This window comes from Tenacibaculum sp. SDUM215027 (assembly GCF_050566205.1).
GTDB lineage: Bacteria > Bacteroidota > Bacteroidia > Flavobacteriales > Flavobacteriaceae > Polaribacter.
Genome location: NZ_JBNXUE010000001.1, coordinates 212,763 through 238,156 on the forward strand (window position 1 = coordinate 212,763; position 25,394 = coordinate 238,156).

23 protein-coding genes and 3 pseudogenes are annotated in these 25,394 nt (G+C 30.1%); 18 read left to right on the plus strand and 8 right to left on the minus strand.

All coding sequences use genetic code 11. The features are described from left to right. The first annotated feature begins 30 nt into the window (after window positions 1-30). The 3 genes and pseudogenes from ACQYZ7_RS00930 to ACQYZ7_RS00940 all read left to right on the plus strand — a co-directional run bounded on the left by ACQYZ7_RS00930 (window position 31) and on the right by ACQYZ7_RS00940 (window position 3,035). Complete coding sequence (locus tag ACQYZ7_RS00930; RefSeq protein WP_430727943.1) at window positions 31-393, plus strand: hypothetical protein; 363 nt, start codon at window positions 31-33, stop codon at window positions 391-393. A gap of 40 nt (window positions 394-433) precedes the next feature. Then, window positions 434-1,213 (plus strand): annotated as a pseudogene (locus ACQYZ7_RS00935) (YifB family Mg chelatase-like AAA ATPase); the annotation flags it as partial. An 88-nt stretch (window positions 1,214-1,301) separates the two neighbouring features. Then, window positions 1,302-3,035, plus strand: a complete 1,734-nt coding sequence (locus tag ACQYZ7_RS00940; protein ID WP_430727944.1) for a hypothetical protein — start codon at window positions 1,302-1,304, stop codon at window positions 3,033-3,035. Here the strand turns inward: ACQYZ7_RS00940 and ACQYZ7_RS00945 are convergent. Continuing rightward, complete coding sequence (locus tag ACQYZ7_RS00945) at window positions 3,019-4,011, minus strand: TniQ family protein (RefSeq protein ID WP_430727945.1); 993 nt, start codon at window positions 4,009-4,011, stop codon at window positions 3,019-3,021. The genes ACQYZ7_RS00940 and ACQYZ7_RS00945 overlap by 17 nt on opposite strands. 220 nt (window positions 4,012-4,231) lie before the next feature. Here ACQYZ7_RS00945 and ACQYZ7_RS00950 point away from each other — a divergent pair, with 220 nt between their 5' ends. Genes ACQYZ7_RS00950 through qatD form a run of 4 tightly spaced genes read left to right on the plus strand, consistent with a single transcriptional unit; the run spans window position 4,232 to window position 8,993 of the window. After that, on the plus strand, window positions 4,232-6,103 hold the full coding sequence (locus ACQYZ7_RS00950) for a KAP family P-loop NTPase fold protein (RefSeq protein ID WP_430727946.1): 1,872 nt from the start codon (window positions 4,232-4,234) through the stop codon (window positions 6,101-6,103). 3 nt (window positions 6,104-6,106) lie between these two features. Next, on the plus strand, window positions 6,107-6,925 hold the full coding sequence (gene qatB, locus ACQYZ7_RS00955; protein ID WP_430727947.1) for a Qat anti-phage system associated protein QatB: 819 nt from the start codon (window positions 6,107-6,109) through the stop codon (window positions 6,923-6,925). Next, window positions 6,922-8,256 (plus strand): Qat anti-phage system QueC-like protein QatC, encoded by a 1,335-nt coding sequence (qatC, locus tag ACQYZ7_RS00960; RefSeq protein ID WP_430727948.1) that lies wholly within the window; start codon window positions 6,922-6,924, stop codon window positions 8,254-8,256. Before qatB ends, qatC begins: the two co-directional genes overlap by 4 nt. Beyond that, entirely contained in the window at window positions 8,253-8,993 is a 741-nt protein-coding gene (gene qatD / locus ACQYZ7_RS00965) for a Qat anti-phage system TatD family nuclease QatD (RefSeq protein ID WP_430727949.1), read from the plus strand. Before qatC ends, qatD begins: the two co-directional genes overlap by 4 nt. On the opposite strand, the gene ACQYZ7_RS00970 is transcribed toward qatD, so the two are convergent. Genes ACQYZ7_RS00970 through ACQYZ7_RS00980 form a run of 3 tightly spaced genes read right to left on the minus strand, consistent with a single transcriptional unit; the run spans window position 8,981 to window position 12,343 of the window. Continuing rightward, window positions 8,981-9,868, minus strand: a complete 888-nt coding sequence (locus ACQYZ7_RS00970; protein ID WP_430727950.1) for a TniB family NTP-binding protein — start codon at window positions 9,866-9,868, stop codon at window positions 8,981-8,983. The genes qatD and ACQYZ7_RS00970 overlap by 13 nt on opposite strands. Then, a complete protein-coding gene (locus ACQYZ7_RS00975) occupies window positions 9,849-11,702 on the minus strand; it encodes a Mu transposase C-terminal domain-containing protein (protein ID WP_430727951.1) in 1,854 nt (617 codons plus the stop codon). The genes ACQYZ7_RS00970 and ACQYZ7_RS00975 overlap by 20 nt, the downstream gene beginning before the upstream one ends. After that, the gene (locus tag ACQYZ7_RS00980) at window positions 11,690-12,343 is read right to left on the minus strand and encodes a TnsA endonuclease N-terminal domain-containing protein (RefSeq protein ID WP_430727952.1); all 654 of its coding nucleotides are present in this window, start codon (window positions 12,341-12,343) and stop codon (window positions 11,690-11,692) included. The genes ACQYZ7_RS00975 and ACQYZ7_RS00980 overlap by 13 nt, the downstream gene beginning before the upstream one ends. 120 nt (window positions 12,344-12,463) lie before the next feature. Between ACQYZ7_RS00980 and ACQYZ7_RS00985 the strand changes: the two are divergent. Then, window positions 12,464-13,036: pseudogene (locus ACQYZ7_RS00985) on the plus strand (ATP-binding protein); the annotation flags it as partial. Between the two features lie 140 nt (window positions 13,037-13,176). Beyond that, window positions 13,177-13,806 carry a recombinase family protein gene (locus tag ACQYZ7_RS00990; protein WP_430727953.1) on the plus strand — a complete coding sequence of 210 codons (630 nt, stop codon included), beginning with the start codon at window positions 13,177-13,179 and terminating at the stop codon, window positions 13,804-13,806. 117 nt (window positions 13,807-13,923) lie between these two features. Here ACQYZ7_RS00990 and ACQYZ7_RS00995 read toward each other — a convergent pair whose 3' ends face one another. From ACQYZ7_RS00995 to ACQYZ7_RS01005, 3 genes are all read right to left on the minus strand, one after another. Further along, window positions 13,924-15,285: a hypothetical protein gene (locus ACQYZ7_RS00995; protein WP_430727954.1), complete on the minus strand. Its 1,362-nt coding sequence runs from the start codon at window positions 15,283-15,285 to the stop codon at window positions 13,924-13,926. Window positions 15,286-15,580: 295 nt separating this feature from the next. Next, window positions 15,581-16,096, minus strand: coding sequence for a hypothetical protein (locus tag ACQYZ7_RS01000; protein ID WP_430727955.1), 516 nt, complete (start codon window positions 16,094-16,096; stop codon window positions 15,581-15,583). Between the two features lie 317 nt (window positions 16,097-16,413). After that, window positions 16,414-17,910, minus strand: a complete 1,497-nt coding sequence (locus ACQYZ7_RS01005; RefSeq protein ID WP_430727956.1) for a recombinase family protein — start codon at window positions 17,908-17,910, stop codon at window positions 16,414-16,416. Between the two features lie 55 nt (window positions 17,911-17,965). On the opposite strand from ACQYZ7_RS01005, the pseudogene ACQYZ7_RS01010 reads away from it, so the two are divergent. From ACQYZ7_RS01010 to ACQYZ7_RS01025, 4 genes and pseudogenes are all read left to right on the plus strand, one after another. Beyond that, window positions 17,966-18,082, plus strand: a pseudogene (locus ACQYZ7_RS01010) (ATP-binding protein); the annotation flags it as partial. 151 nt (window positions 18,083-18,233) lie between these two features. Then, a complete protein-coding gene (locus tag ACQYZ7_RS01015; RefSeq protein ID WP_430727957.1) occupies window positions 18,234-19,241 on the plus strand; it encodes a TlpA family protein disulfide reductase in 1,008 nt (335 codons plus the stop codon). 103 nt (window positions 19,242-19,344) lie between these two features. Next, complete coding sequence (locus ACQYZ7_RS01020; protein ID WP_303507803.1) at window positions 19,345-19,623, plus strand: hypothetical protein; 279 nt, start codon at window positions 19,345-19,347, stop codon at window positions 19,621-19,623. A 97-nt stretch (window positions 19,624-19,720) separates the two neighbouring features. Then, on the plus strand, window positions 19,721-20,227 hold the full coding sequence (locus tag ACQYZ7_RS01025) for a ferritin (protein ID WP_430727958.1): 507 nt from the start codon (window positions 19,721-19,723) through the stop codon (window positions 20,225-20,227). A 97-nt stretch (window positions 20,228-20,324) separates the two neighbouring features. On the opposite strand, the gene ahcY is transcribed toward ACQYZ7_RS01025, so the two are convergent. Beyond that, window positions 20,325-21,641, minus strand: coding sequence for an adenosylhomocysteinase (gene ahcY, locus ACQYZ7_RS01030; RefSeq protein ID WP_430727959.1), 1,317 nt, complete (start codon window positions 21,639-21,641; stop codon window positions 20,325-20,327). Between the two features lie 62 nt (window positions 21,642-21,703). Between ahcY and ACQYZ7_RS01035 the strand changes: the two genes are divergently transcribed. From ACQYZ7_RS01035 to arfB, 5 genes are all read left to right on the plus strand, one after another. Then, the gene (locus ACQYZ7_RS01035; protein WP_430727960.1) at window positions 21,704-22,330 is read left to right on the plus strand and encodes a 4'-phosphopantetheinyl transferase family protein; all 627 of its coding nucleotides are present in this window, start codon (window positions 21,704-21,706) and stop codon (window positions 22,328-22,330) included. A 141-nt stretch (window positions 22,331-22,471) separates the two neighbouring features. Further along, window positions 22,472-22,732, plus strand: a complete 261-nt coding sequence (locus ACQYZ7_RS01040; RefSeq protein WP_430727961.1) for a hypothetical protein — start codon at window positions 22,472-22,474, stop codon at window positions 22,730-22,732. Further along, entirely contained in the window at window positions 22,716-23,348 is a 633-nt protein-coding gene (gene pnuC, locus ACQYZ7_RS01045) for a nicotinamide riboside transporter PnuC (protein WP_124590375.1), read from the plus strand. Before ACQYZ7_RS01040 ends, pnuC begins: the two co-directional genes overlap by 17 nt. Beyond that, window positions 23,309-23,962, plus strand: a complete 654-nt coding sequence (locus tag ACQYZ7_RS01050; protein ID WP_430727962.1) for an AAA family ATPase — start codon at window positions 23,309-23,311, stop codon at window positions 23,960-23,962. Before pnuC ends, ACQYZ7_RS01050 begins: the two co-directional genes overlap by 40 nt. A 1,018-nt stretch (window positions 23,963-24,980) precedes the next feature. Further along, the gene (gene arfB / locus ACQYZ7_RS01055) at window positions 24,981-25,382 is read left to right on the plus strand and encodes an alternative ribosome rescue aminoacyl-tRNA hydrolase ArfB (RefSeq protein ID WP_430727963.1); all 402 of its coding nucleotides are present in this window, start codon (window positions 24,981-24,983) and stop codon (window positions 25,380-25,382) included. Window positions 25,383-25,394: the final 12 nt, after the last annotated feature.

Below are 25,394 nucleotides of genomic sequence, written 5' to 3' on the forward strand. Positions count from 1 at the left end.
TTGGTACTACTTTTATATAAGTCTAACTTTATGAAAAATATTATTACTACCGTTTTTTTAATAGCATTCGTGTTTTCTACTACTGCCCAAGAAGTTGATAAAAAGGAGATAGCACCTAAAAGTATTTATACCTTTTCTAATACATCTTCTACTTTTTATGACTCATCAACAGTTAATAAAAATCTAGATTTAGCTGGATTATCATTTTTTATTGTAAGTCAACAAGACATTGATAACAATTCTTTTTCCATTCCATTTAATAAGTTAAGTAAAAAGCCAACTACGTTAATTTATGATGATTATACAGATTATCAGAATAACAACCTTTTAAAAGGTTTCTTAAAAAAGAATGACCCAACTCGTTGGAATCCAAAACAAATGCAATTACAGTAGATTTTATTTTTTTCTCTATCTTTAACGAAAAGAGAAAAATATGCTAGTAAAAGTCTATGGAAGTGCCGTTTTTGGTATTGAAGCAACCACAATCACTGTTGAAGTAAATATTGATAAAGGTATCGGCTATCACTTAGTTGGTTTACCCGATAAAGCTGTGAGTGAAAGTTCTTACAGAATTTCTGCTGCCTTAGCGAACAACAGTTACAAACTACCTGGAAAGAAAATCATTATTAACATGGCACCTGCAGATATTCGTAAAGAAGGTGCTGCATATGACTTAACCTTAGCCGTTGGAATTTTAGCTGCTTCCAACCAAATTAAATCTAAAAATATTGACGATTATATCGTTATGGGGGAACTTTCTTTAGATGGTAGTTTACAACCTATAAAAGGAGCTTTACCTATAGCTATCAAAGCACGTGAAGAAGGTTTCAAGCACTTTATTCTTCCGAAGGGAAATGCTAAGGAAGCAGCTATTGTAAACGACTTAAATGTTTTAGGAGTAGACAATATTATGGAAGTTATCAATCATTTTGATGGAAACAGACTAATTGAGCCTACAACAGTTGATACGCGAGCTGAGTTTTATAAACACATTGACTTCCCTGAGTTTGATTTTGCTGATGTAAAAGGACAAGAATCTATAAAACGCTGTATGGAAATCGCAGCAGCTGGCGGACATAATATCATTCTTATAGGACCTCCTGGAGCGGGTAAAACAATGTTAGCAAAACGCTTGCCTTCTATTCTCCCTCCTATGACTTTGCACGAAGCCTTAGAAACTACTAAAATACATTCTGTAGTAGGAAAAGTAAAGATGTCAATTTTATCTAAAAAAAAGAATAAACAATATATTTTAATAATTTACACTCTATTTTGCGAATAGAATAAGAAAAAGTAGTGATATGATAGATTATCAAATAGTTTTAGAAAAACTACTTCCTCCATGCAGACCTAAAAGTTATTGGATAGTTACTTGGATTGATGATTTTTTTTATAGAAATGGAAATGTTTATACTAATATTGAGTTAGTAAACTCTTCTACTTCTTATTTTAGGGTTAATCATTTTAATAAGGAATTAAGAGTTAATCTAACAATTCCAATTCATTATTTAATGGATATTTCCATAGGAAGTGTCTTTAACTCTAAAGGGAAATTAATACCACAGAGTATTTCAAATTATGATTCTTTTAACTGGAGGTATAAAAAAACAACTTCTAATTTTTCAATTAAGGATAATATCTTCCCTATACTGACTCTCTTAAAGGATTTCTATTACCCTCTCCCCAACATATCTTCTAAAGATAATTTCAGATACTATGCTTTAAAGATTCCTTATCTAAAAACTTATAATAAGTTTATAAAAGAAAAATTTTACATAGTTCTAATTCCTGAGATTGTATTAACTAAGTTCTTCTTTTTTGAAAAAAACTCAGTAGACGGTATAAATGCTATGGTAAATGGTCATTTTACGGAAGACATTATAAAGAAAAGATATATAATAAAAAAAGATGGAATCCGTACTGGTTATATTAGATATGATAACAATGTTCTACCTGAACAAAGTATAAGAAAACTTGTAAATCTTCTTTTTTTAAAATCAGATCAGGGCATTAAGGCTATCAAAGAATTAAACAGCTCTTTATATGTAAATAATCAAATAGCTAAAAGACTTCCTTTTAATTCAAACATGAATATTTCATTATATGGGAGGTATTTAGGTAAGAAAAGTTCAAATAAGGAAGGAGTATTAAATATTTTTATGGCTTTTGGAATTAATTCACTTGATATCGAAGATCGCTCTATTTTTACTGTTGATAGATACGATATAACAAAAGATATTGAGACAAACACTACTGATTCAGCAGACAAAGCCCCAAGAGAAAAGTATACTTCTCTGTTACAAAGAAACAGAAATAAGTCAAAAAATCAGAGTATAAAAAATAATAGCAGAGTTAAATCGTCTAGAGAATCAGAAATCATAAAAGATAATACATTCAGTAGTTTTGGAGTAGACCTTCCTATCTTTATTAGAAAAAGAACTGAGCAGGATAAAAAATGGGAAATGCAAGATCAGAAATTAATCATTCATGATACAGATTCCATTACAGGAGATAGTGATATCTGTCAAGACTCTACTTCTTCTGGCCGCAACTATGCTAGACAAAATATAGCCCCTAAAGTAATTGATAGATCTTTCAATTTCTTTAATAAAGTTGCCTCGACTCTTGCAAAAGAAGGAATTTCAGGAAAATACTTAAAAATAAATAACAGAAACTCTTTTTACAACCGTATAACCTTCTGTAATAAAAACTTTTGGTATCTAATCTTTGAAATAGAGTATAAAGAAAAGTATTTCTACCTCATTAGACTCGACCCTAGTCTTACAAGCTATATCCCTCTTTTGAACGAATCCAACTTAAGAAAAATAGAGTTAAATGATTTAAGGTTAATTCTAATTAAATTTGCTAATTCTAATTTTGACATGAGAAAAATAAAAAGCAAAAAATTGTTGAAAAAAATTAACACTGAACTCCATAATTTTAATCATCGTGTTAAAATGAACACAAATACTCATGAGCATTTTGCTTCAAAAATTAAAACCAAGATAGAAATAAAGTTTAAACATCTAATTTAAGTACTTTAAAAACCCAATATGGTAACTCATTTTTATGCTCTCTCCAAAAGTCAGAATAATTAACTTTTTCTTCGGTACATAGTTTTATAAAATTTTGAGGCCAACACTTCATTGTATTGAAAGACTCTACAAGTAACTTTCTTCTTGATATAAGGTCTAGGTATGTAAATTCACTTATTCCTTTCCTTGAGATACTAGAATTTCTTCTATCATAAAAATTTTTAAATTTATTATACTTTTTGCTTGTAGAGCTAAATAAGTTACATAAGTGAAAAAGTATTTTGAAGTAAGTAAATGAATAATGGGTTATTTCATTGAAACCATTATTCAAAATATCATCTATATTTTGTTGATACTCTATATCAAACTTACTACAAACATGTATGTTATTAGATTTTCTTAAATCATAATTACAATTAAAACAAATGAATATTTCTAAATTAGATAAAGTATTTTTTTCTCCTATATCTAGTCGATGAAAAATAATAGGGGATTTACATCTAGGGCAAAAATCTTGCAAATAACAATTACATTCTAAACATAATATTGAGGTAAGTAACCTCCATTGCTTTTTAAAATAGTGTTTCCCTTCTTTAAAACATTCAGAGCAATATAACAGCCCTCTTCTTGTTCTTTTCCTATGATATATACCTAACGGTAAAATTCCATATGTTCTACCATTAGGATTTATTTTTTCGAATAGATATCCTTCATAACTATTAAGAAATAAATTATCTACTTCACTAGTTTTTAAAGGGGTATGGTTTATTATAATATTTTTTAATTCCCTATTTACAACCAAATCAATGTCTCTATTCATAACTGGAATTCCTCCTAAACTTTCTTTACAAAAAGAGTACATTTTTATTTGATGTTCTCTTGAAACTCTAAAAAGCCAGCTAGAAAACAACTCTTCTTTAAATGGCTTTTTGTAACCTGGCCAAATATTTTTCCCTATTTCTTTAATGTATACCATCTTTATTTACACGCAATTATCTAATGAAATTAAATCTTGGTTTATACCTCGATTTTACTATATTTGTTAGGCTAACTTTTAATACTCTAGTTACCAAACTATTAAACACCTCTATATTGCTATGAGAGAAGAACGATTTTTTAACAAAAATCTTACCTGTATTATTCCTTTCGTACAAATACTTAAAGTGTTACTTACTAAAAAAACTAACTAATAAGCTATGTGGAGTGATAATGATACAGAAATTGATTTTTTAGATTTTTCTTACCTGATTCAAGGTACGAAAAACATTATATATAACGACGAGTTGCTTCCTTGCACAATAGGAATTTATGGAGACTGGGGAGGTGGTAAATCAAGTTTAATGAGAATGATTGAAGCCGATATCAAAGAAGATAAAGGTATTCTATCTATCAAATTTAATGGTTGGTTATTTGAAGGATATGATGATGCGAAATCTGTTTTACTTACGACAATAGTAGAAAAGATAATATCTAATCAAAAGCTCAATTCAAAAGCTAAAAATTTAGCTAAAAAATTATTTCATCAAATAGATTGGATGAAATTAGCCAAAAAAGCTTCTGCTCATGGATTAGCATATTTAGCAACAGGAGGTATAGGTAATGCTATGTTATTAGCCAAAGAGGGAATTGATTTTTCTGGTACTGAATTAGGAGAAACTATCAAAGACATCAATTTTGATAATTATGATGCAGTTGTCGAGTCAATAGAGGATACTACCAAGCAAGGCAAAAAACTTTTAACTAGAGGGATTAGAGACTTTCATCAAGATTTAGGTAAGCTAATTAAAGAATCTAAATATGAAAAAATAGTAGTATTCATAGATGATCTTGATAGGTGTACTTCGGATACAATTATATCAACTTTAGAAGCTATAAAATTATTTTTGTATGCTGAAAATTCAATTTTTGTAATATCTGCTTATGAAAAACTTATTAATTATGCTGTAAGAAAAAGGTTTCCTGAAATCCCTGGTGAGGCTAAAGAAGTTGGTCGAGATTATTTAGAAAAGTTAATCCAATTTCCGATTAGAATCCCACAAATGAATACTTTAGAAATTGAAACCTATATTAACTTATTATTTACAAAACTTTATCTAGAAGATGATGGACATTTTTTCACACTCTTGGATAATTTAAAGAAAAATGAACAAGGAACTATTAACTCTAGTAGTTTGACCCATAAAAACATTTCAAATTACCTTGAAACAGTTCCTTCAGAATTAAATAATGCACTAATTCTCTCTTCTCAAATCACCCCCATACTTACAAATGGATTAAATGGAAACCCTAGGCAATGTAAACGTTTTTTAAATATGCTATTAATGAGGAAAGAAATGGCTAAAAACAAAAACATTGATCTAAAAATAAGACTTCTAGCCAAGGTTATGCTTTTGGAATATTTTAGACCTGAACATTTTACAAGTCTATCCGAAATTAACACTGGAGATAAAGAAAAGAAAACTAAGTTTGATTCATTCGAAAAAGAATTTATTAAAAACTCAGAAAGTATAAAAGAGTCTACAAGCAATGAATTTGAATCTTGGAGTAATGATCCTTGGCTTGAAAATTGGTTAAAAATAGAGCCTAGTTTAAACTCGGAAGACTTAATTCCATACTTTTTCTTTTCAAGAGACAACCTAAGAGCTCAACCTATTCAAGCTCAAAGATTATCTCCTCAAGCTCAAGAAATTTTCATGTTACTTGTTTCAGGAAGTAAAGCCAAATTATCAAAAGGAATCCAAGAAATGATTAAGTTAGGACAAGGTGACTCTGCAAATATTTTATCTGCAATATCAGATAAAATAAGGTCTTCAGACACTAAATCTATAATTAATAATTTACTTACAACTCAATGCAAAATATGTGAGGTAAAAACAGAGTTAATTAGTGAGTATTTCGAATTTCTTCAGCGTCTTCCTGAAGGAAAAATACCTATCCAGTTAGTCCCTGCTCTAAAAGGATTAATTAATTCAAATCAAAATCAAAGCCAACAATTTCAAAATCTACTTTCTAAGTGGTCTAAAGGAGAAAATAAAATGTTAATTTCTGCAATAAAAGAATATTTATAACTCATGGGAACATCTACTTCAAGCTCTGGTCCAGGAAAAACACCTTTATTACCTGATTGGTTTGAACCTGACGGAGCCACGCCTGACAATAACAATGAAAATGATGAAAATTCAGAGAACAATAATGCTGATGATAATAGAATAGAAAGTTGGAGATCCGCAAAAACTAACTTAACAAGTTACATAAAAAACAGATCTGCCTCAAAACTTCGTCAATCTGCTAGGAGTTACATAAATAATTACGGTGGTGCAAAAAAAGCTTCTTCAACTGCTATTGTTGGTAAAGCTACTGCATCAAAGTTCATTGGCTTTGTTAATAGCTTATCAAATAATGGTTTTAATTCAACTGCTGAGAATTATGGAATAATCTCATTTGATGGATTAGATGTTAAAAGTGTTTTTGCTATACTATCTAATGAATTAGCTCCTGATGGAGACACACCAGAAGCTGCAGTTGCCAGAGCTGCTATTACTGAAACATTATGTGATATTTATAAAGAAATAGAAGAAGAAGGTAATGCTGATTTTGGTTCCTTAGACACAATTATGAAAGACAAGGAAAACGAGTATGTTATAAAGTATCTCTCTAATTATATATTTTTTAGATGGGTTCATGAACTAGGTGAAACATTAGAAAGAAAAGACATAAGCGCCAATGAACTTATAAATATAGAAAATGAAATGAAAGCCTTTATTAATAGCTCATTAGAAGAAAAGTGGAAACGTTATAATTTAAAAAGTGTAGATTTCAAAACAAGCAAAGGTAAACAGTTAATTGATAGTGTTTTTCAACAAGCTTATTTAATAATTGAATCGATATGAAAATAAATGTTGTTTTAAAATCAGGCGATAATGATGTTTTTGAATTACGAGAAAACTCTAATTCTAAAACAGTTGTTATACCATCTTTTGAGATGAGTGCAGATAATAATAAATTAAGAAACAATATCCTGCGTATCTTAAATAGTTGTAATTTAACTCCTACTGACGATGTTATGGAATTATTTAACTTATTCTACTCAGTATATGGAGCTGATCAATTAGTATCTAGATCAAAATTTGGCTACTTTAGCTGGAGTAGAAACTTTATCATTCATATTGCCGTCAAAACACCTGAAAAATGGGAAGCTGAGAAGGAAAGCCTTATTAAGCTTTTATCATTTTTAAGCGGGGATCATTGGGATATTAAGTTTAGAAAAAAAGGTACCTTAAATCTTGAAAAAGAGAAAAACCCTAAATCTAAAGATATAGATATTGTAAGCCTATTTTCTGGTGGCTTAGATTCTTTAACTGGAGTAATAGATATACTTGAAACAAATCAAAACTTAGCTGTGGTAGGTCATCATAAAGGTGGCGGTACTCAAGAACTAGATACTCAACGTGGTTTATTTAATGAACTTGAAAAACATTACAAAAGTCAAAAATTAAGTAGTTATTTCTTTAATGTTCAACCCATGCAAAAGCATAATGTATTAGGTGGTGAAGATACTCAAAGAGCTAGATCAATTCTTTTTCTTGGATTAGGTATATTAATATCCAATTGCCTTGGTGATTTGCCTTTATATATTCCTGAAAATGGTTTAATTTCTCTGAATGTACCTCTTACCAATGCTAGGCTAAGTACCTACAGTACAAGAACGACTCACCCTTATTTTTTATCCCTTTTACAAAAAATATTAGACCATCTTAAAATTGAAATCCCAATTATAAACCCATTTAAATTTCATACGAAAGGTGAGCTACTTGCTGATTGCTCAAATCCAGAGCTCTTAAAAAAGTTATATAAAAAATCTGTTTCTTGCTCTAAGCCATTTTATTATCGCAGATATAAAAATATTAATAAAGCTCATTGTGGTCACTGTACGCCTTGTATTATAAGAAGAGCTTCATTAAATAGTATTGGGCTTGATAAGCCTTCTGATTATGCTTTTGATATTATTAAAAACCCTTTCCCAAATCACTTAAAAAGTGGTCGTGACGCACGTGCCTTTAAAATAAGTGTTGCAAAAACAATTAAAAGTAAAGACCTTTTACAGTTTAGATTACTGAAATCAGGGTATATTCCCAGTGAAAATAATAACATATTAAAATACACAGATGTTTTGTTAAGAGGAAATGAAGAAGTAAATTCGTTCTTTAATAAAACTGAATGAACCTTATAGATACTCATTTTCATCTTGACTTATTCAATCAGCCCACAAAAGTTATTGAATACCTTGAAAGAAACAAAATATACTCAATTGCTGTAACAAACTTACCCGACGTTTTTGAAAACAGTTATTTGTTAACAAAAGATAAAAAATATGTAAGAGCCGCTTTAGGATACCATCCCGAATTATCTGGAACCTATTACAATAAAATTGATATTTTTAAGAAATCTATTAACAAAACTAGATTCATAGGGGAGGTTGGGTTAGATTTCTCAAAAAAGTACAATAAAGATAACCAAATAAAACAAATAATAGTTTTTGAAAAAATACTAGAAATTTGCTATAATAGAGACAAAATTCTAACTATACACTCAAGGAATAGTGCTTCAAAAGTTATAGAAATGGTAGGAGTTGATTTTAAAGGAACTAAAATCTTACATTGGTTTACAGGAACATTGAATCAAGCTAGAAAAGCTTTAGATTGTGGATTTTATTTTTCTTTTAATAAAGCAATGTTAAAAAGTAATAAAGGAAAAGAGTTATTAAATTTTGTCCCTCTAGATAGAATATTAACTGAAACCGACTCTCCTTTTACAACCCACCCTAATCAAGCAGATAATTCTTTAGAAGTAAAAGAACTATACACTCAAATAAACAAGTTAACTTCTCACAATATCAAGATAGAAAACCAAATTTATATTAATTTTAAAGAAATTTTGAAGACTAATTATAACTTATAGATAGCTTTTTTCCTATCAGATGGAGATGTATAATCTATATTATCAATAATACTTTTTGTTATTTTCTCATAACCATTTTGAATAGCAAAAATTCCACTTAATTCTAAAATCTTAGATATTTCACCTATCAACCCTTCGCTTTTTGATAATATTTTTTTTGCCATTGACGGTTCATAAAGAAAAGATTCTTCTTTAAGAGGTAATAGCCTTTCAAAACTAGCTAATAACCTTAGATATTCTTCATTATTATTCCATTTTGAAAGTATTTTTGGTTCAAATCTATTTGCTAATTGAGGATTAGTCTGAATAGCATTAAAAGCATCCCTTGTACCGGAGCATATTAATGAAATTTGCAGTTCATTAGAAATATATTTGAGAGTGTTAAGAAACACTCTTTGTTTGCTTATTGTCCCTGCTAAAATATGATGTATTTCATCTATAATTAACAATCTAACGTTTAACTTTCTCATTAAATGAAAAGTTCTCCTTTCTCTTATTTCAATTTTCTCTGAAGATTTATAAGGAGCTAAAAGAGCTTCAAGAATGGTATTATAAAACCTCTTCTGATCTGGCTCAGGTGGTGCTTGAACATATAGCACAGGAACAATTGCTTCACTTGTATTTTCATCAATACTAGCTTGATTCTTTGCCATATATCTCTGTAACAAGGCTGTTTTCCCATTATTCGACTCCCCTACTAATAGTAAGTTAGGCATTCTATGAGACCTTGGGTATTCTTTTAATTCATCAAATTTTCCAAGTATTTCTAGCGCTTTAGAATAACCTATCCACTTATTCTTTCGTAAAAGGTCTATCCTTTCATCATTATTAGCATTAACTAAGAAGTCTCTAGTTTTAGTATGTAAATGTTTCATCTTCTATATCATCAAATGGTTCAATTTTAGGGATTATTCGATTTTCTACTTTTGAAATATTTTCATCCTTATTCTTCCCTTTTTTTACTTTTTTCTTTAACATTCTGTAAGTATTAGATTTTAAACTTTTCGTTCTACCAACAGCTTTTAACTCAATTTCTTCCATTTGTTTGTATCCATTAAATATTGCTTCTTCATTAATACTTACTTGATTTTCCTTTAACTTCTTAACCACCATTCTATATTCCCAAATTGAAATAGGTGGTTGAGATGTATCTCTATACGAAATCTCAAAGTACTCATTTAGTTCTGGTTCATAAAAGAAAATTATGCTAATATCTCTAGGGTCTCTTTTAAAAACGAATTTTCTCTTAGAACTCTTTGAAGAATCTAAATCTTTAGAATGAATATATTTTCTCAGAACTTCATCATAATACGTAATATGATCTATGATTACACCATATTCCTGAATCGTTCTCTCTATTGCTGGCATAAAATCTAATCTTACTCTTCTCTCATCATATAATCTGGAAGGAAGTCCAGCCCCTGGTTCAGAAGAGTTTCCCATTATTCCCTCCTTATATTTATTTATAGGTGAGGTACCTAAAGATGAATGAACCTTTTGATGATAAACTTTAGTAATATAAATAGTCAACCACTTTTCTAATTCGTTTAGGGTTAAAGAAGATTTTTCCTTAGAATTATAATTATCTCTGTCTGAAATTTTGGAAAAAGTCGTACCAGGTAAATCATGTATTTCTTTGGAAATAGTCCCCAAAACTCTCTCTACATGTCCTCCCCAATGAGGAGTACCAGGGGGTCTAAACTCAATAGATATACCATAGTTTTGACATGCTCTTCTTAACGTTTTCCCTCTAAACTCTTTTGCATTATCTAAATGTATTGTTTTCATTATTCCCCAACAAGGCCATTTTTCATCAACCCCTATTTTTTCCATCCATAATTCTTTTGGTAAGATTGAATGTGATATACAAAGACCAGTTCCTATTTCTCCTGGAGGGTCAAAAGACAAATAAAACCCTATAATCATCCTACTAAAAACATCCAATGCTAATGTCAAATATGGTCTTTTAAAGGGGTTTCTATAATGCTCATCTACTAAAATAATATCAACTAACGTATGATCTATTTGTACAATTGATAATGGATAATTTGCTCCAGGGAAATGACCTTTAATAGGATGAAACTTATCCCTTGCTTTAGAATATCCATATCTTTTTCTCATTTTTTCTTCCTCAGAAATATTCTTAAGTCTATTTCTTATTGTATTTTCATGAGGAACTTTTACCCCTTTGGTATTACATTCAGTTGTAATTTCTCTCACTAATCTTTTTACAGATTTTTTTGAAGCATTTAAATAAACTTCATTTATTTTTTCATTAATAATAGAGTTTGTTTGTTTACATAACCTTCCTTTGAATTTACCATTTAAATTTCTTTTTCTAGCTAAGGATGATATCATCTCTGTTTTTTCATAAATTTTTATCCATCTATATATAGTAGAGTAATGAAGTTTGTTTTTTTTTGCTATTTCACTAACCATTTTTAAATTCCTTTTCACTCCCAATAGAGGCATTATAATCTCATATCGCTTTTTAGCTTGATTCCATTCATCTTCAGAAAGTATATCGGTACTAATTTCTTTGTTTTTTGTAGACTCATACCTTTCTAATTGATTTACATCTACCGTATAAATAGTATTCTCTTTTAAAATCTTAATAGACACTTTATTTAAATCAATTATTTTTATAATAATAGAGTCTTTACCTTTAAATAGTACTTTCTCTCCTATTTCAATTTTTAATCTATCCATATTTTGGTATCCATATTAATTTTCTTCTTTAAATCACAGTTAATTAACCCTGCTGTTACTAAATACCAAATTAAGTACAGTAGTTCTGCTTTCTTATTTTGATCTTTTGTTAATCTATCAAGAGTATGATTTACTGAAACCTTTTTTGATTTTGGTACATTACTTAAAATATAATCAACATCTACCCAGTTAATATTATCATTATTAAATCTGTACCTCCATAAAAACTTACAATTCTCTAGATAGTCTGTTCTTATTTCATTTTCAGTAACAACTTCAAAAACAAGATTGTTTTTCTTACAAAATTCTTTTGCTGCATTAAATTTTGGTTCAAGAGTTTCTTTCTTTTCTTCCAGTTCTTTCTTGTATTTAACCTCTATTAGCTTTCCTGCATATATTGAATCAATTTCTTTTACTAAAAAATCTGGAGTATATCGTCTTTTCTTTCCTTTGTACAAGTACTCTATAACAATTGGTTGCTCTAAATAATTCCTTACCTTGTAATTAAATTCTAAAATGATTGAATAATCTCGTTCAAGAGAAGATTCAAATTTTACTATCGAATTATTTTTCAAACTCGTTATGTGTCCTGATAATGAGAAATATTTTAAATTTATTTCTCTTACTCGTTTTTTATTCATTTGCAGATATTCCTGTATTTTACGAGTAGTTGAATCCATTTAGATAGGTGTATTTGCAAAAAATATTGTAAAATTTACAAAAAAATATCTAATTATTATCAACTACTCTTGTGTTTAACAGGTGGACAATATCCGCAACCTGGCGAAATTTCTTTAGCACATAACGGTGTTCTCTTTTTAGATGAGCTCCCCGAATTTAAACGTACTGTTTTAGAAGTAATGCGTCAACCTCTAGAAGATAGAGAAGTTACCATATCGCGAGCTCGTTTTACAGTAAATTACCCTAGTAGTTTTATGTTAGTTGCAAGTATGAACCCTAGCCCTTCAGGATATTTTAATAATCCCGATGCACCTGTTACCTCCTCTCCTGCCGAAATGCAACGTTACTTAAGTAAAATTTCTGGTCCTTTGTTAGATAGAATTGACATTCATATTGAAGTAACTCCTGTTCCTTTTGACAAGCTGTCTGATGAACGAAAAGGAGAAAGCAGTGTAGATATTAGAAAAAGAGTTACGCTTGCCCGAGAAATTCAAACAAATCGATTTAAAGATCTTGAAAGCATTCATTACAATGCTCAAATGAATGTAAAACAAATTCGTGAATTTTGTAAACTATCAGAAGAAAGTAAAAGCTTGTTAAAAATTGCCATGGAAAAATTAAACCTATCCGCTAGAGCCTATGATAGGATTTTAAATTAAAATATTTTTTATATATAGTTCATTTATATCTATAAAAAACAAATTAAACTCCACACATAAAACACTGAAACAAAGTTTGTTAACAAATAAAAATTATTTATATTTAGACTCTAAGACTTTAAATATTAATAATCATGAAAATAAAAAAGGCTAAGTATATAAGAGTATCGTCATTAGAACAAAAAAGTGAAAGACAAATTGAAGTAGAGGACAATATAAAACTTTATGAAGATAAAATTTCAGGTTTAATCCCCTTTAAAGAAAGACCAGCAGGAAAAAGGCTAATGAAAGATATTGAAAATAAAAAAATTAATTATGTCATCATTCATTCAGTAGATAGATTAGGGCGTAATGTTGTTGAAATGCAAAAACAGTTAAATTGGTTTATTGAAAATAAAGTACAAGTCTTTGCAGAAAACATCAGAATGGAACTACTTAATGAAGACGGCACAATGAATAGTATAGCTAAAATGATTATTGATTTATTAGGTTCTGTTGCTACTTTGGAAATTGAAGCTTTAAAAGAAAGACAAATGCAAGGAATAAAAATTGCTAAAGCTAAAGGTATATATAAAGGCAGAAAACAAGGTGCTACAATGTCTGATAAAGACTATCTAAAAAGGCATAAAGATGTTGTTAATCTTTTAAAAGATGGTTTAAGTCTAAACAAAATTTCTAAACTAACAGGAAAAGCTTTTGTAACAGTAAAAGCTGTGAAGCTAAAATTAGAATTCACACAAACCAACAATAATATAAACAATTAAAAAACAATTACTTAAGTTAAAGTAATGATTTTTATCAACTACTCCATGAGTACTTTATAAAGCATAATATAATTAGATATTCATATTAGAAAACCTATCTATAATAATTTACTTTCTCTAGAATTTCTTAACTTTTAAGCCAATCTTAGTTCCAAATAGCTTAACGAATCTATCCTCCATAAAATCTTTTAATATATTTTCCTTTCCTTCAACTGTAAAGATACAATCATGTATCGTGAAGATTGGTACTCGTCCACCATTTAATCTATTAAAAGGTCTAGCAACTTGCTCTAGTATAATCTCTGACTCAATTTGAAATAACAAATGAGAAAACATTTTATAATCTTGAACTTCTTTTAACTCTTTAATAAATCTAAAAATGGTAGGGAATATATTTTCAAATGCTAATTCCATATCAACATATGTTTCATTCTTTGAGAATAACATAGATAATAAGTTCTGCTTGGTTATTTTTCTAACATCAAATTCTTCTGTAAAAATCAAATTCTCTCCATCATAATAACCATCATATTGATCTATTAAGTAGCCAATATTTTTTTTTATAAATTTACTACTTACTTTCTCATAAAGCTCTCCATTAACAGACATGTTTTTAAACAGCTCAATCTCTTTGATATCAACGTTTCTAGAGATTTTATTAAACATTAATAGATAATTATATATATTATTATTTAATACTTCTTTTATATTTAAGTTTATAGATTTTGAAAGTAATAAAGAAAAAATAGTTGGAATAGAGTTTACAATATCAACTTCAACTAATTTTTTATCATCATAAGTTAAAAATTTCCTGAATTTTTTATTAAGAAAAGTGAAAGAATTGTGAAATCGACCATCGGTCTCAGGATTATAATGAAAAGAATAACTTCCATTATGTATATTAATTATTTTTTGAAATTGTGATAGGTAGTTAGAATAATCAATACTAAAATCATATTCTTTCTCTATCAATTTTAAAGAAGAGTATAAATCAATATTCAATAATTTACTATCAAAAAACTTAATCATAAATTGAAACTTTCTTTCAATTACTTTTGGTAATATCTTATTAGTTTCTCTTAACCTCTGAACTATCCCTCTACCTTTAGCCGATTTTGTTTCAAGCTTATGAACTTCTAATTTAAAAGCCCTTGTGACATCATTCAAAGCATAATTAAAACAATTATTCTCACTATAAGGATACCTGAAAAGAAACTTGCTCATTAATAAATCTATTGCTCTAGTATAGTCATTTCCATATAGGTAGTGAAGTTTTTTTGCACATAAAGAAACTTTATAATCGAACGTACTTAATTTATGATTTTTGGGAAATTGCATATTCAAAGCCAAAAGCTTAATAACTGTACCAATTATAGATTTAGGAATATTCTCATGAACAGCCTCTTCATTAAGTAACAATTCATAGTTTAAGTTTTGAGGAGACAAAACTAGATAATCATAGCTATTAAAATCATTCATAATAATAAAATAAACATACTATAAATCTATTAAGTTTTAGGGTAACTTAACATTTAAGTATGAAACCTTAATAAAAGTAAGTATTTCACATTAAATTCTTTGTTAAATTTCATATAGTTTTAAGGTATACTCTAAAGGTTAACTACAAAACAGTTAGTTTTTAAAAAAGTAAATTAGATAAATGTATTCTAACAAAAAAGGTCTTATTTTCAATAATTTACTTGTGCTTTTTAACAAACACATATAAAGAAAGGTAGCTTTAATACTACCTTAACTTTTCTTATTAAATTAAATTCTATCTATAATTAATAACTTCCTTACTCTCTTTAATTATATATTTTGGATTATAAGTTAAGCTTAACCTTATTTTATAAATAGAATTTGTTCTATTATCAATTATATTAACTTGGAATTTCCAATCTCCATCTACATCTTTAGTATACATCCTGTTTACTGCATTATTTATCTCTCCACTAGTATTTGCTACCTCTAATTGAGCTCTTCCAAGAGCTTTGTTTCCTCCAACTAATTCACCAAGCTTTGTTGATATACTTTTTGGAACAAAAACTTTACCTACTTCTGTTATTGTTATATCTTCAAAACCATATTTTCTTAATTTCTTAGGCAATCTTTTTTTCATAGCTCCTAAAACAACACTAGATAAATCACCTTGATTTACTTCTTGCATATACTCTCCTTTAAAACTTTCTTTAACTTCAAGAGATTTTTTTCCTTTTGGAGCTTCTTGAGCTTTAATACTAAAGGTTAATAATAAAGTAACTCCTGTAATAATTAGCTTAATTTTTTTCATTCAATCAATATTAATTTTCTCTATAAGGTACTTTAAGAGACTTGTTAAAAAAGAGAAGGCGTGTACCTCTGACTAACATTAAAAACTATACGAGGTATCTGGAAATACCTAAGAAGACAATCAACAGCAGAAAATAACACGCCTATAAGGCGCATTGTCTCAACTATTCCTTCTTCTAATAAAATTTTCCAGATTTTCGTACAGAGAAATAATTAGCAACGCAATCTTTTTACATATGTATCTATAATTATTATTTCATAAATTAAATCTTTACTTTAAACGGGTAAAGATAAATTACATTTTTTAAGTAAACAAAACTACGATCTTAGATAGTCATTAATCATTAACTCTAAGTCCTCATCACTTATTCCTTTTTTTAATGGTAGTTCTTCATTTTTATATCTTTCAGACTCAGGTTTTCTCGCTTCCCAACCTAACTTTATACTATTAGGTTTTTTTAACTCATATACTCTCCATCCAAAAATATTAATTAAAACCCAATCTCTATCAATTATAACATGCTTAAGAATATCTTTAATCTCAGATTTAAACAATTCTAAATTATCGCTAAAGTGATTTATATTATTTTTTAGCGCCATTTCCGAAGATTTAACGCTATTTTCTAAAGTTCTAATACCTTTTTGTCTTTTAGAAAATTCAGCTTCTATTTCAGCTTTAATTTCTAGGTATTCTACTTTAGTAAACTCTGACTCTAGATAAAGATCTCTTGCTCTCTTTCTTTTTTTCTCTAACTTTTTAAGTTCTTTTAAGGAAAGATTAATTTTCGCTTTATTTGATGAAATTAATAATTTAAATTTTTCTCGAACCTCTTTCTCTTTTGTTTTTTTTGCATGTCTTTCTACTACTTTTTTAACCATTCTAAATAACCAAGGTCTATTAATAGAGTTTTTACAATTTGTATCCTTACAAATAAAAATATCAATTCTAGCTTTGGGTATCACTTTTTGGTGCATAGTATTACCACAAATACATTTTATTTTACCTTGAACAATATTTGTATGTATGTTAGTTCTACTTTTAAACTTCTTTCTACTATTTATGGATTCATTTGCTTTTTCCCATAATTCCTTTGACACAATTGCAGGAACTTCTAATATCAAGTCATTATATCTTCTTTCTCCTTTATGAAAAGTATTTCTTATTATACCACTTAACGTACCTCCAGCTATTTTTTTTCCAAATTCAGATTCTATAATTGTGGATATATTTCTCATTCCTAAATCTTTTGAAGCAAGTTCAAATATTCTTTCTATTAATGGTGCTTCTTTTTCATCAATTATTGGTTTACCATCCTCTCCCTTCTTATAGCCTATTATTTTACCTCCAAAAGCTAGATTTCTTCTAGCTCTAGACATTTTACCAGAACTTATTCTTGAGGAAAGTAAACGAGATTCATTTGAAGCTATAACTCCTAATAAAGATATCATCATTTCTGAAGCAATAGAACGCTCTCCACTATCTTCTAATGTAGATATATTCAAATCTTTAATATGTATATTGATTCCTTTTTCAATATATTTTTCTACAACATTTTGAATATCATTATTCTTTCTTCCAAGCCTTGATATCTCTAAAACTAAAATATGTTGAATATCTTTATTATCCTCTATGAATTTTTCCATTTTCTTAAAGCCTTCTCTATCATCTGTTTTAGTTTTAAAGCCACTGATTTTATCTTCAAAAATCTCTACTAACTTAATACCTTTTTCAAAAGAAAATTTCCTTATATCTTCATATTGTCGTTCTAGAGATTGATCCTGTGTACTAACTCTAATATATGCTACAGCTTTCATAAAATATTTTTAACTCTAAAAATAAAAAATATATATGAACTATATGTAAAAAATAATTAATAAAGTATCTCGTACTATTGCCGATTTATCTTCGTCAGAAAATATACTATCTGAACATATTACCGAAGCAATTCAATATAGAAGTTTAGATCGTGAAGGCTGGTTGGGCTAAAATAAAAAAACTCAATTATTGAATCATAGGGCCTTCAAATAACCAGCTACAAAAACAGTTAGGGAAATGTTAAAAAATTGCGCTTTCATTTAAAATCACTAATTTAGGCGTTTATTAAAACGCTGGATAGCAAAATTAAACATACACCCTAATGAAAAAACTAGTTTACTTATTGGCATTTTCTATTGCCTTAGTTTCATGTAAAAAAGAGCCAAAAGATTATGTCACTTTTTCAGGAAAAATCACTAACAAGAACTCTGATTCTGTGGTTATTTCTAACCCTCAGTTTAAGTTTAATAGAGTAATTAAAGTTGATGAAAACGGAGCCTTCAAAGACACTATGAATGTAAAAGATGGTTTCTACAGACTTTTTGATGGTAAAGAATATGCTACTCTATATTTAAAAAATGGAGCGGATATTAATATGACCCTTGACGCTAAAGAATTTGACGAAACTATAACTTACACAGGTACTGGTTTTGAAGAAAGTGCTTTCTTAGCAAAATCTTCTTTAGAGCAAGAAAAAGTATTTGGAGATAAAGAGTTAATGGACTTACCTGAGTTAGATTTCAGATCTAAGGTTTCATCTTTTGTTGATGGTTTTAACAAAAGGTTTGAAGGAGCTTCTTTAGATTCTACTTTTGTAGCTAACCAAAAGCAAAGTATTGCTGGTTTAGAGAAATACTTAACTAAAGTGTATAACGACAAGCAATACATTGCTAAAAACTTAGCTAAAGGTGCTGAATCTCCTAAGTTTGTTGATTATGAAAACAATGCTGGTGGTACTACTTCTTTAGATGATTTAAAAGGTAAGTATGTTTATATCGATTTATGGGCTACTTGGTGTCAACCATGTAAAAACGAAATCCCTTTCTTAAAACAAGTTGAAGAAAAATACCACAACAAAAATATCGAGTTTGTAAGTATCTCTGTTGACAGACAAAAAGATTACGAAATTTGGAAGAAAATGATTGTTGATAAAGAATTATCTGGTGTACAACTATACGCTAAAGAAGATAAAACTTTTATGGATGCCTATAGAGTATCAGGAATTCCAAGATTTATTTTATTAGATCCAGAAGGAAACATTGTAGACTCTAATGCTCCAAGACCTTCTAACCCTAAGTTAGTTGAGTTATTCAAATCATTGAATATTTAGTCTTAAAAGACGTTTATAACATTAAAGCTCGCAAGTTTGCGGGCTTTTTTATTGCCTTAAATTATTCTTCTTTAGATTCATTAAAAATAATTATATTTGCCGAATGAATTTTTTTGTAGAAGAATTATCGTTTAAAATATCTTGTGGTAGCAGAAACTGTTATCAATTAGATTTAGGCTATAAAGTAATAGACTTTACTTTTTGTCAACTATTAGCCTTCAGAAAAAAAGTACTACAACACTCATCTTACGAATCGTTAGAAACTATTATTGACGGTGATAACTTCATACTTCTTTTTGCAGCAGACAACAAGCATCTGTTATTCTTAGATGTACCTCAACTTATAGAACTAAGAGAGCTTCTTTTATCAGTATTTAAGTAGAAAAGTCTTTACTAAGACTAGCTTTAAATTAGGTTCTCTATTCTTTTTAGAGCCTTATAATCTGTATCTTTATAGTATTAAAACTAAACAAAATATTATGGAAACAGCAATAAGAAGAGACATGATTTTAGATGTGGAAGTAGTTGATTTGCTAAACCACCAAATAACAATGGAGCAACAAGCATCTTCTAAATATTTAGCCATGGCATCATGGTGTGATCAAAGAGAACTTAGAAATAGCGCTTCATACTTCTATAAGCAAGCAGAAGAAGAAAGAGAACACATGATGAAGATTTTTAAATTCGTTAACGATAATGGTGGTAGTGCAATGTCACCTGTAGCCACCGAAGTTGCTCACGAATTTGAAAGCTTACGCGCTATTTTTGAAGCTTCTTTAGATGCAGAAATAGAAGTAACCAAATCTATTCATAACGTATTTAAAACAGCAAGAAAAGTAGGTGATTTTACTTCTGAAATTTTTCTACAATGGTTTGTAACTGAACAAGCTGAAGAAGAAGAAAAAGTAAGAGATATCTTAGACCTAATTGGTTTAATGGAAGACATGCCTCTAAAAATGATTGATGAGCGTATTCCTAAAGAATAAAACATCTTATCATCACAATAAAAACACAAAAAATCCCGCAACATTTATTGTTGCGGGATTTTTTATATCTAGTGTCTTGACTCTTGATTCTAAGAATCTAGTATCTATAGTGTTCTGGCTTGTATGGACCTTCAACAGTTACACCAATATATTTCGCTTGGTCTTCACGTAACTCAGTTAACTCAACACCAATCTTAGCTAAGTGTAATTTTGCTACCTTTTCATCTAAATGTTTTGGTAACATATACACCTCATTTTTATACGCATCAGAGTTTTTCCATAATTCGATTTGTGCTAACGTTTGGTTTGTAAATGAGTTAGACATTACAAAACTTGGATGACCAGTAGCACAACCTAAGTTTACTAAACGTCCTTCAGCTAATACGATAATATCGTTTCCTTTAACAGTATACTTATCTACTTGAGGTTTAATTTCAACCTTAGTATCACCATATGTTTCGTTTAACCAACCCATTTGGATTTCGTTATCGAAGTGACCAATGTTACAAACAATTGTTTTGTCTTTCATTGCTTCAAAATGCTCAGCTCTTACGATATCTTTATTTCCTGTTGTAGTGATTACAATATCAGAATTACCAACAACGGTTTCTAATTTCTTCACTTCAAAACCATCCATAGCCGCTTGTAATGCACAAATAGGATCTATTTCTGTAACAGTAACGATAGAACCAGCTCCTTTAAAAGAAGCAGCAGTACCTTTACCAACATCTCCATAACCACAAACAGTTACACGCTTACCAGCTAACATTACATCAGTAGCACGACGAATCGCATCTACAGCAGATTCTTTACATCCATACTTATTGTCAAACTTCGATTTAGTAACCGAGTCATTTACGTTAATAGCAGGCATTGGTAACGTTCCGTTTTTCACACGCTCGTATAAACGGTGTACCCCTGTAGTTGTTTCTTCAGATAAACCTTTAATTCCTGGTGCTAACTCAGGGTATTTATCTAATACCATATTGGTTAAATCTCCACCATCATCTAAAATCATATTTAATGGCTTCTTATCTTCTCCAAAAAATAATGTTTGTTCTATACACCAATCAAACTCCTCATCTGTAAGTCCCTTCCAAGCATATACTGGAGTTCCAGCAGCAGCAATAGCAGCAGCAGCTTGATCTTGCGTTGAGAAGATATTACAAGAACTCCAAGTAACCTCAGCACCTAAAGCTTGTAACGTTTCAATTAAAACCGCAGTTTGAATCGTCATGTGTAAACATCCTGCAATTCTTGCACCCTTTAAAGGTTGCTCATCTTTATACTCTTCGCGTAAACTCATTAACCCTGGCATTTCAGCTTCTGCCAATTCAATCTCTTTTCTTCCCCAATCAGCTAAAGAAATATCTTTAACTTTGTAAGGAACATATGTTGCAGTTTTTGTGCTCATATTTTTGTATATTTATATATCTTAAATTTGAGTCGCAAAATTACGAAATAACTTTCTAAAATATGCCTCTTTACAAAACATTAACGGTAAACAACCATGCTAAAGCACTGATTTGGAAGATTGAAGAATCTTTTGAACAACTTTCTAAAGGTATTTCTTTAACAAGCGGAAATCAACAAAGAGTAGATGGCATGAAGTCCGATTTACACCAAAGAGGCTTTATGAGCGTACGTCACCTATTAAAAGAAATTGGCTATACCGATGATGATTTGATGTATGATGGCTACGGAAAACCACACTTAAAAGACGGTAAATTCATTTCCATAACTCATTCGTTTACCTTTTCGGCAATTATTATTTCTGATACACAACCTGTGGGGATTGATATTGAAATGCAACGCGACAAAATTGTAAAAATCGCACATAAGTTTACTCCAATAGAAGAATACAAATCTATTGCCAACCACGATGCTTTGGTTAGCAAACTAACTATTGTTTGGGGAGCAAAAGAAAGCTTGTATAAAATTTACGGAAAGAAAAAACTTAACTTTTTAGAGAATATTTATATTGAAGATTTCTCTTTTGAAACGAACGTGACAACTGGAAAAATTCTATACGAAGGAGAAACTTTTGAATATGGTATTCAGTTCTTAGAAATAGAAGGTTTTACTTGCGTGTGTGCGTGTTAAAAAGCCCACCATACCCTCCTACCCCAAAACTCTGCAACCCAAAAACCCTGCATCTTTGAAACTAAAAAAACTCCCAAAAGCTTTCCCACACAACAACAACTTAACTTTAGTAACTTTGCATCTTTCTAATTAGGAACAACAATGAAAATATCCGTAGAATTGACTTTAAGTCCACTTCAAAACGAATTTGAAGAACCAATTATCAATTTCATCAAAAAATTAAGAGCCTCAGGTTTAACCGTGTTAGAAAATCCGTTAAGTACGCAAGTATATGGAGATTATGATACCGTGATGAGCTTAGTTACTTCTGAATTAAAAAATGCTTTTGAATTAATTGACAACGGATTGCTATTCATGAAAATCGTAAAAACCGATCGTAGCAATTATGAGCCAACTTTTTGATTTCCTTTTTGGGCAGTATGCTGATTACAACCCTATCCATGTTTGGCTAGAAATTATTGCGGTAATCTTTGGGTTTTTATCCGTTTGGTATTCAAAACAAAATAAAATTTGGGTATTCCCTACGGGGATGATAAGCACCGCTATTTTTGTATACCTCCTATTAAAATGGGAATTATTAGGCGATATGATGATTAACGGGTACTACTTTATTATGAGTGTATACGGTTGGTATATCTGGACACGAAAAGTAGACGCCACCCATGTAACTCCTATTTCTAGAACAACATCTAAAGAAAAAAAACAAAGCGTAGCCATATTTGTAGCCACCTTAGTTTTCGTCTATGCTGTGTATACCGTTTTTGATAAATGGACAAGCTGGACAGCTTATGTAGACACCGTTACCACTGCCATTTTCTTTGTAGGAATGTGGCTGATGGCAAAACGAAAAATAGAAAACTGGATTTATTGGATTATTGGCGATATTATCTCCGTTCCACTGTACTTTTACAAAGGATTTACCTTTACTAGTTTTCAATATTTATTATTTACCTTTATTGCAATTGCAGGATATTTAGCATGGAAAAAGCACTTACACAACAACCCATCAACCTTGTAAAGGTGGTATTATTTGGACCTGAAAGCACAGGAAAAACAACACTTTCTGGTCAACTAGCGCGTCATTACAATACTGTTTGGGCTCCCGAATTTGCCCGTGAATACTTGCAAGACAAGTGGAACAACGAACGTAAAACTTGTGAGCAGCAAGACTTAATTCCGATTGCTGAAGGACAAATGGACTTGGAAAATGAATTGGCTAAAAAAGCGGATAAAGTACTGATCTGTGATACCGATTTATTGGAAACCAAAGTATATTCTGAAGCGTATTATGGTGGATTCGTAGATCCGAAATTAGACGAGGCTGCAATTGAAAACACTTACGATATTTATTTTTTAACCTACATCGATACGCCTTGGGAGGCCGACGATTTACGCGACAAACCCGAGCAACGTTTGGAAATGTTTAAAGCCTTTGAAAATGCGTTGAAAAAATACAACCGTCCGTATGTGTTGTTAAAGGGCGACAAAGAAACCCGATTGAAAAAAGCTGTCGAAATTATTGATGAATTACTGACAAAAAAAGAAAACTTATACTCTTTTTCCGACACCCTTACCGATTTAGACATGCACTTTATGCACCAATCACCCGACACGCCTAATTACGATATGTAAGCATCGCTAAATGTCATTCCGTATTTCATGTCATGAATATAATAGATAAACGTCATTTCGACCAGCGGGAGAAATCTGCTTAATTCTAGTTACAAACACTCTTGAAAACTCCTAACACTCAACTAAAAGATTTCTCACTTCCGTTCCACTACAGTTCGAAATGACCTACGTTTTGTCATTTCGACCAGAGGGAGAAACCGCAAGGTTCAGCGAAGCTAAATCTCACCAATAGGAGTAACTTCTATTATTAAGCCCCCTTTACAAACAACAATAGATTATTTATATTTGAAACTCCTGTTTTTACAGGAACACAGTAACACCTATTAAAGTAGGTTGACTAAAATTTTAAAGCTGTCAATTCGAGTGAATTTTGCGATTGAAAAGAGCATAATTTGTATCGAGAATTTAGGACTTTGACGCTGGAATAGTTCTCGATAGGGCTGCTGAACCTTGAGATTTCTCAGTCGCACACTCCTTCGAAATGACAGCTTTTAATTATTATAATATGATATAAACAACCTGAACGTCATTCCGAACGACGAAGGAGGAGGAATCTCACTAATAGAAGTAACAACTACCCTTTAAAGTTCCAGTACTCAACTAAAAGATTTCTCACTTCCGTTCCACTACAGTTCGAAATGACCTACGTTTTGTCATTTCGAGCGATAGCGAGAAATCTGCTTAATTCTAGTTACGAATACCCTTTAAAGTTCCCAACTCTCACCAATAGGAGTAACTTCTATTATTAAGCCCCCTTTACAAACAACAATAGATTATTTATATTTGAAACTCCTATTTTTACAGGAATACAGTAATACCTATTAAAGTAGGTTGACTAAAATTTTAAAGCTGTCAATTCGAGTGAATTTTGCGATTGAAAAAGAGCATAATTTGTATCGAGAATTTAGGCCTTAGACGCTGGAATAGTTCTCGATAAAATTTTTATCTCGTTAGCACTTGATAAAAACCACTCGAACTGACATTGGAAGTTAATTCCGTTAATGCATTCACAAACACTATGAACAAAGAACAACTTTTAAAAGAACTCAACTTTAAAGCCGTACGAAGCTCTGGTTCGGGCGGACAGCATGTAAACAAAGTATCCTCTAAAGTAGAATTAAGTTTTACGATTGAAGACTCGTTAGGACTCTCAGACAAAGAAAAAGCACTACTCCTTAAAAATTTAGCTAACAGACTCTCTAAAGAAAACACACTCATACTAAGCTCTCAAGAAAGCCGCTCACAACACCGCAACAAAGAATTGGTTACCGAACGCTTTTTTAACCTTTTAGCACAAGCCTTGGTAATACCTAAAGTACGCAAAGCTACCAAACCTAAAAAAGCAGCGATTGCCAAGCGATTGGATGCTAAAAAACAACAGGCTGAAAAAAAAGAAAACCGAAAAAAGTTTCGGTTTTGATTTTATAAAATA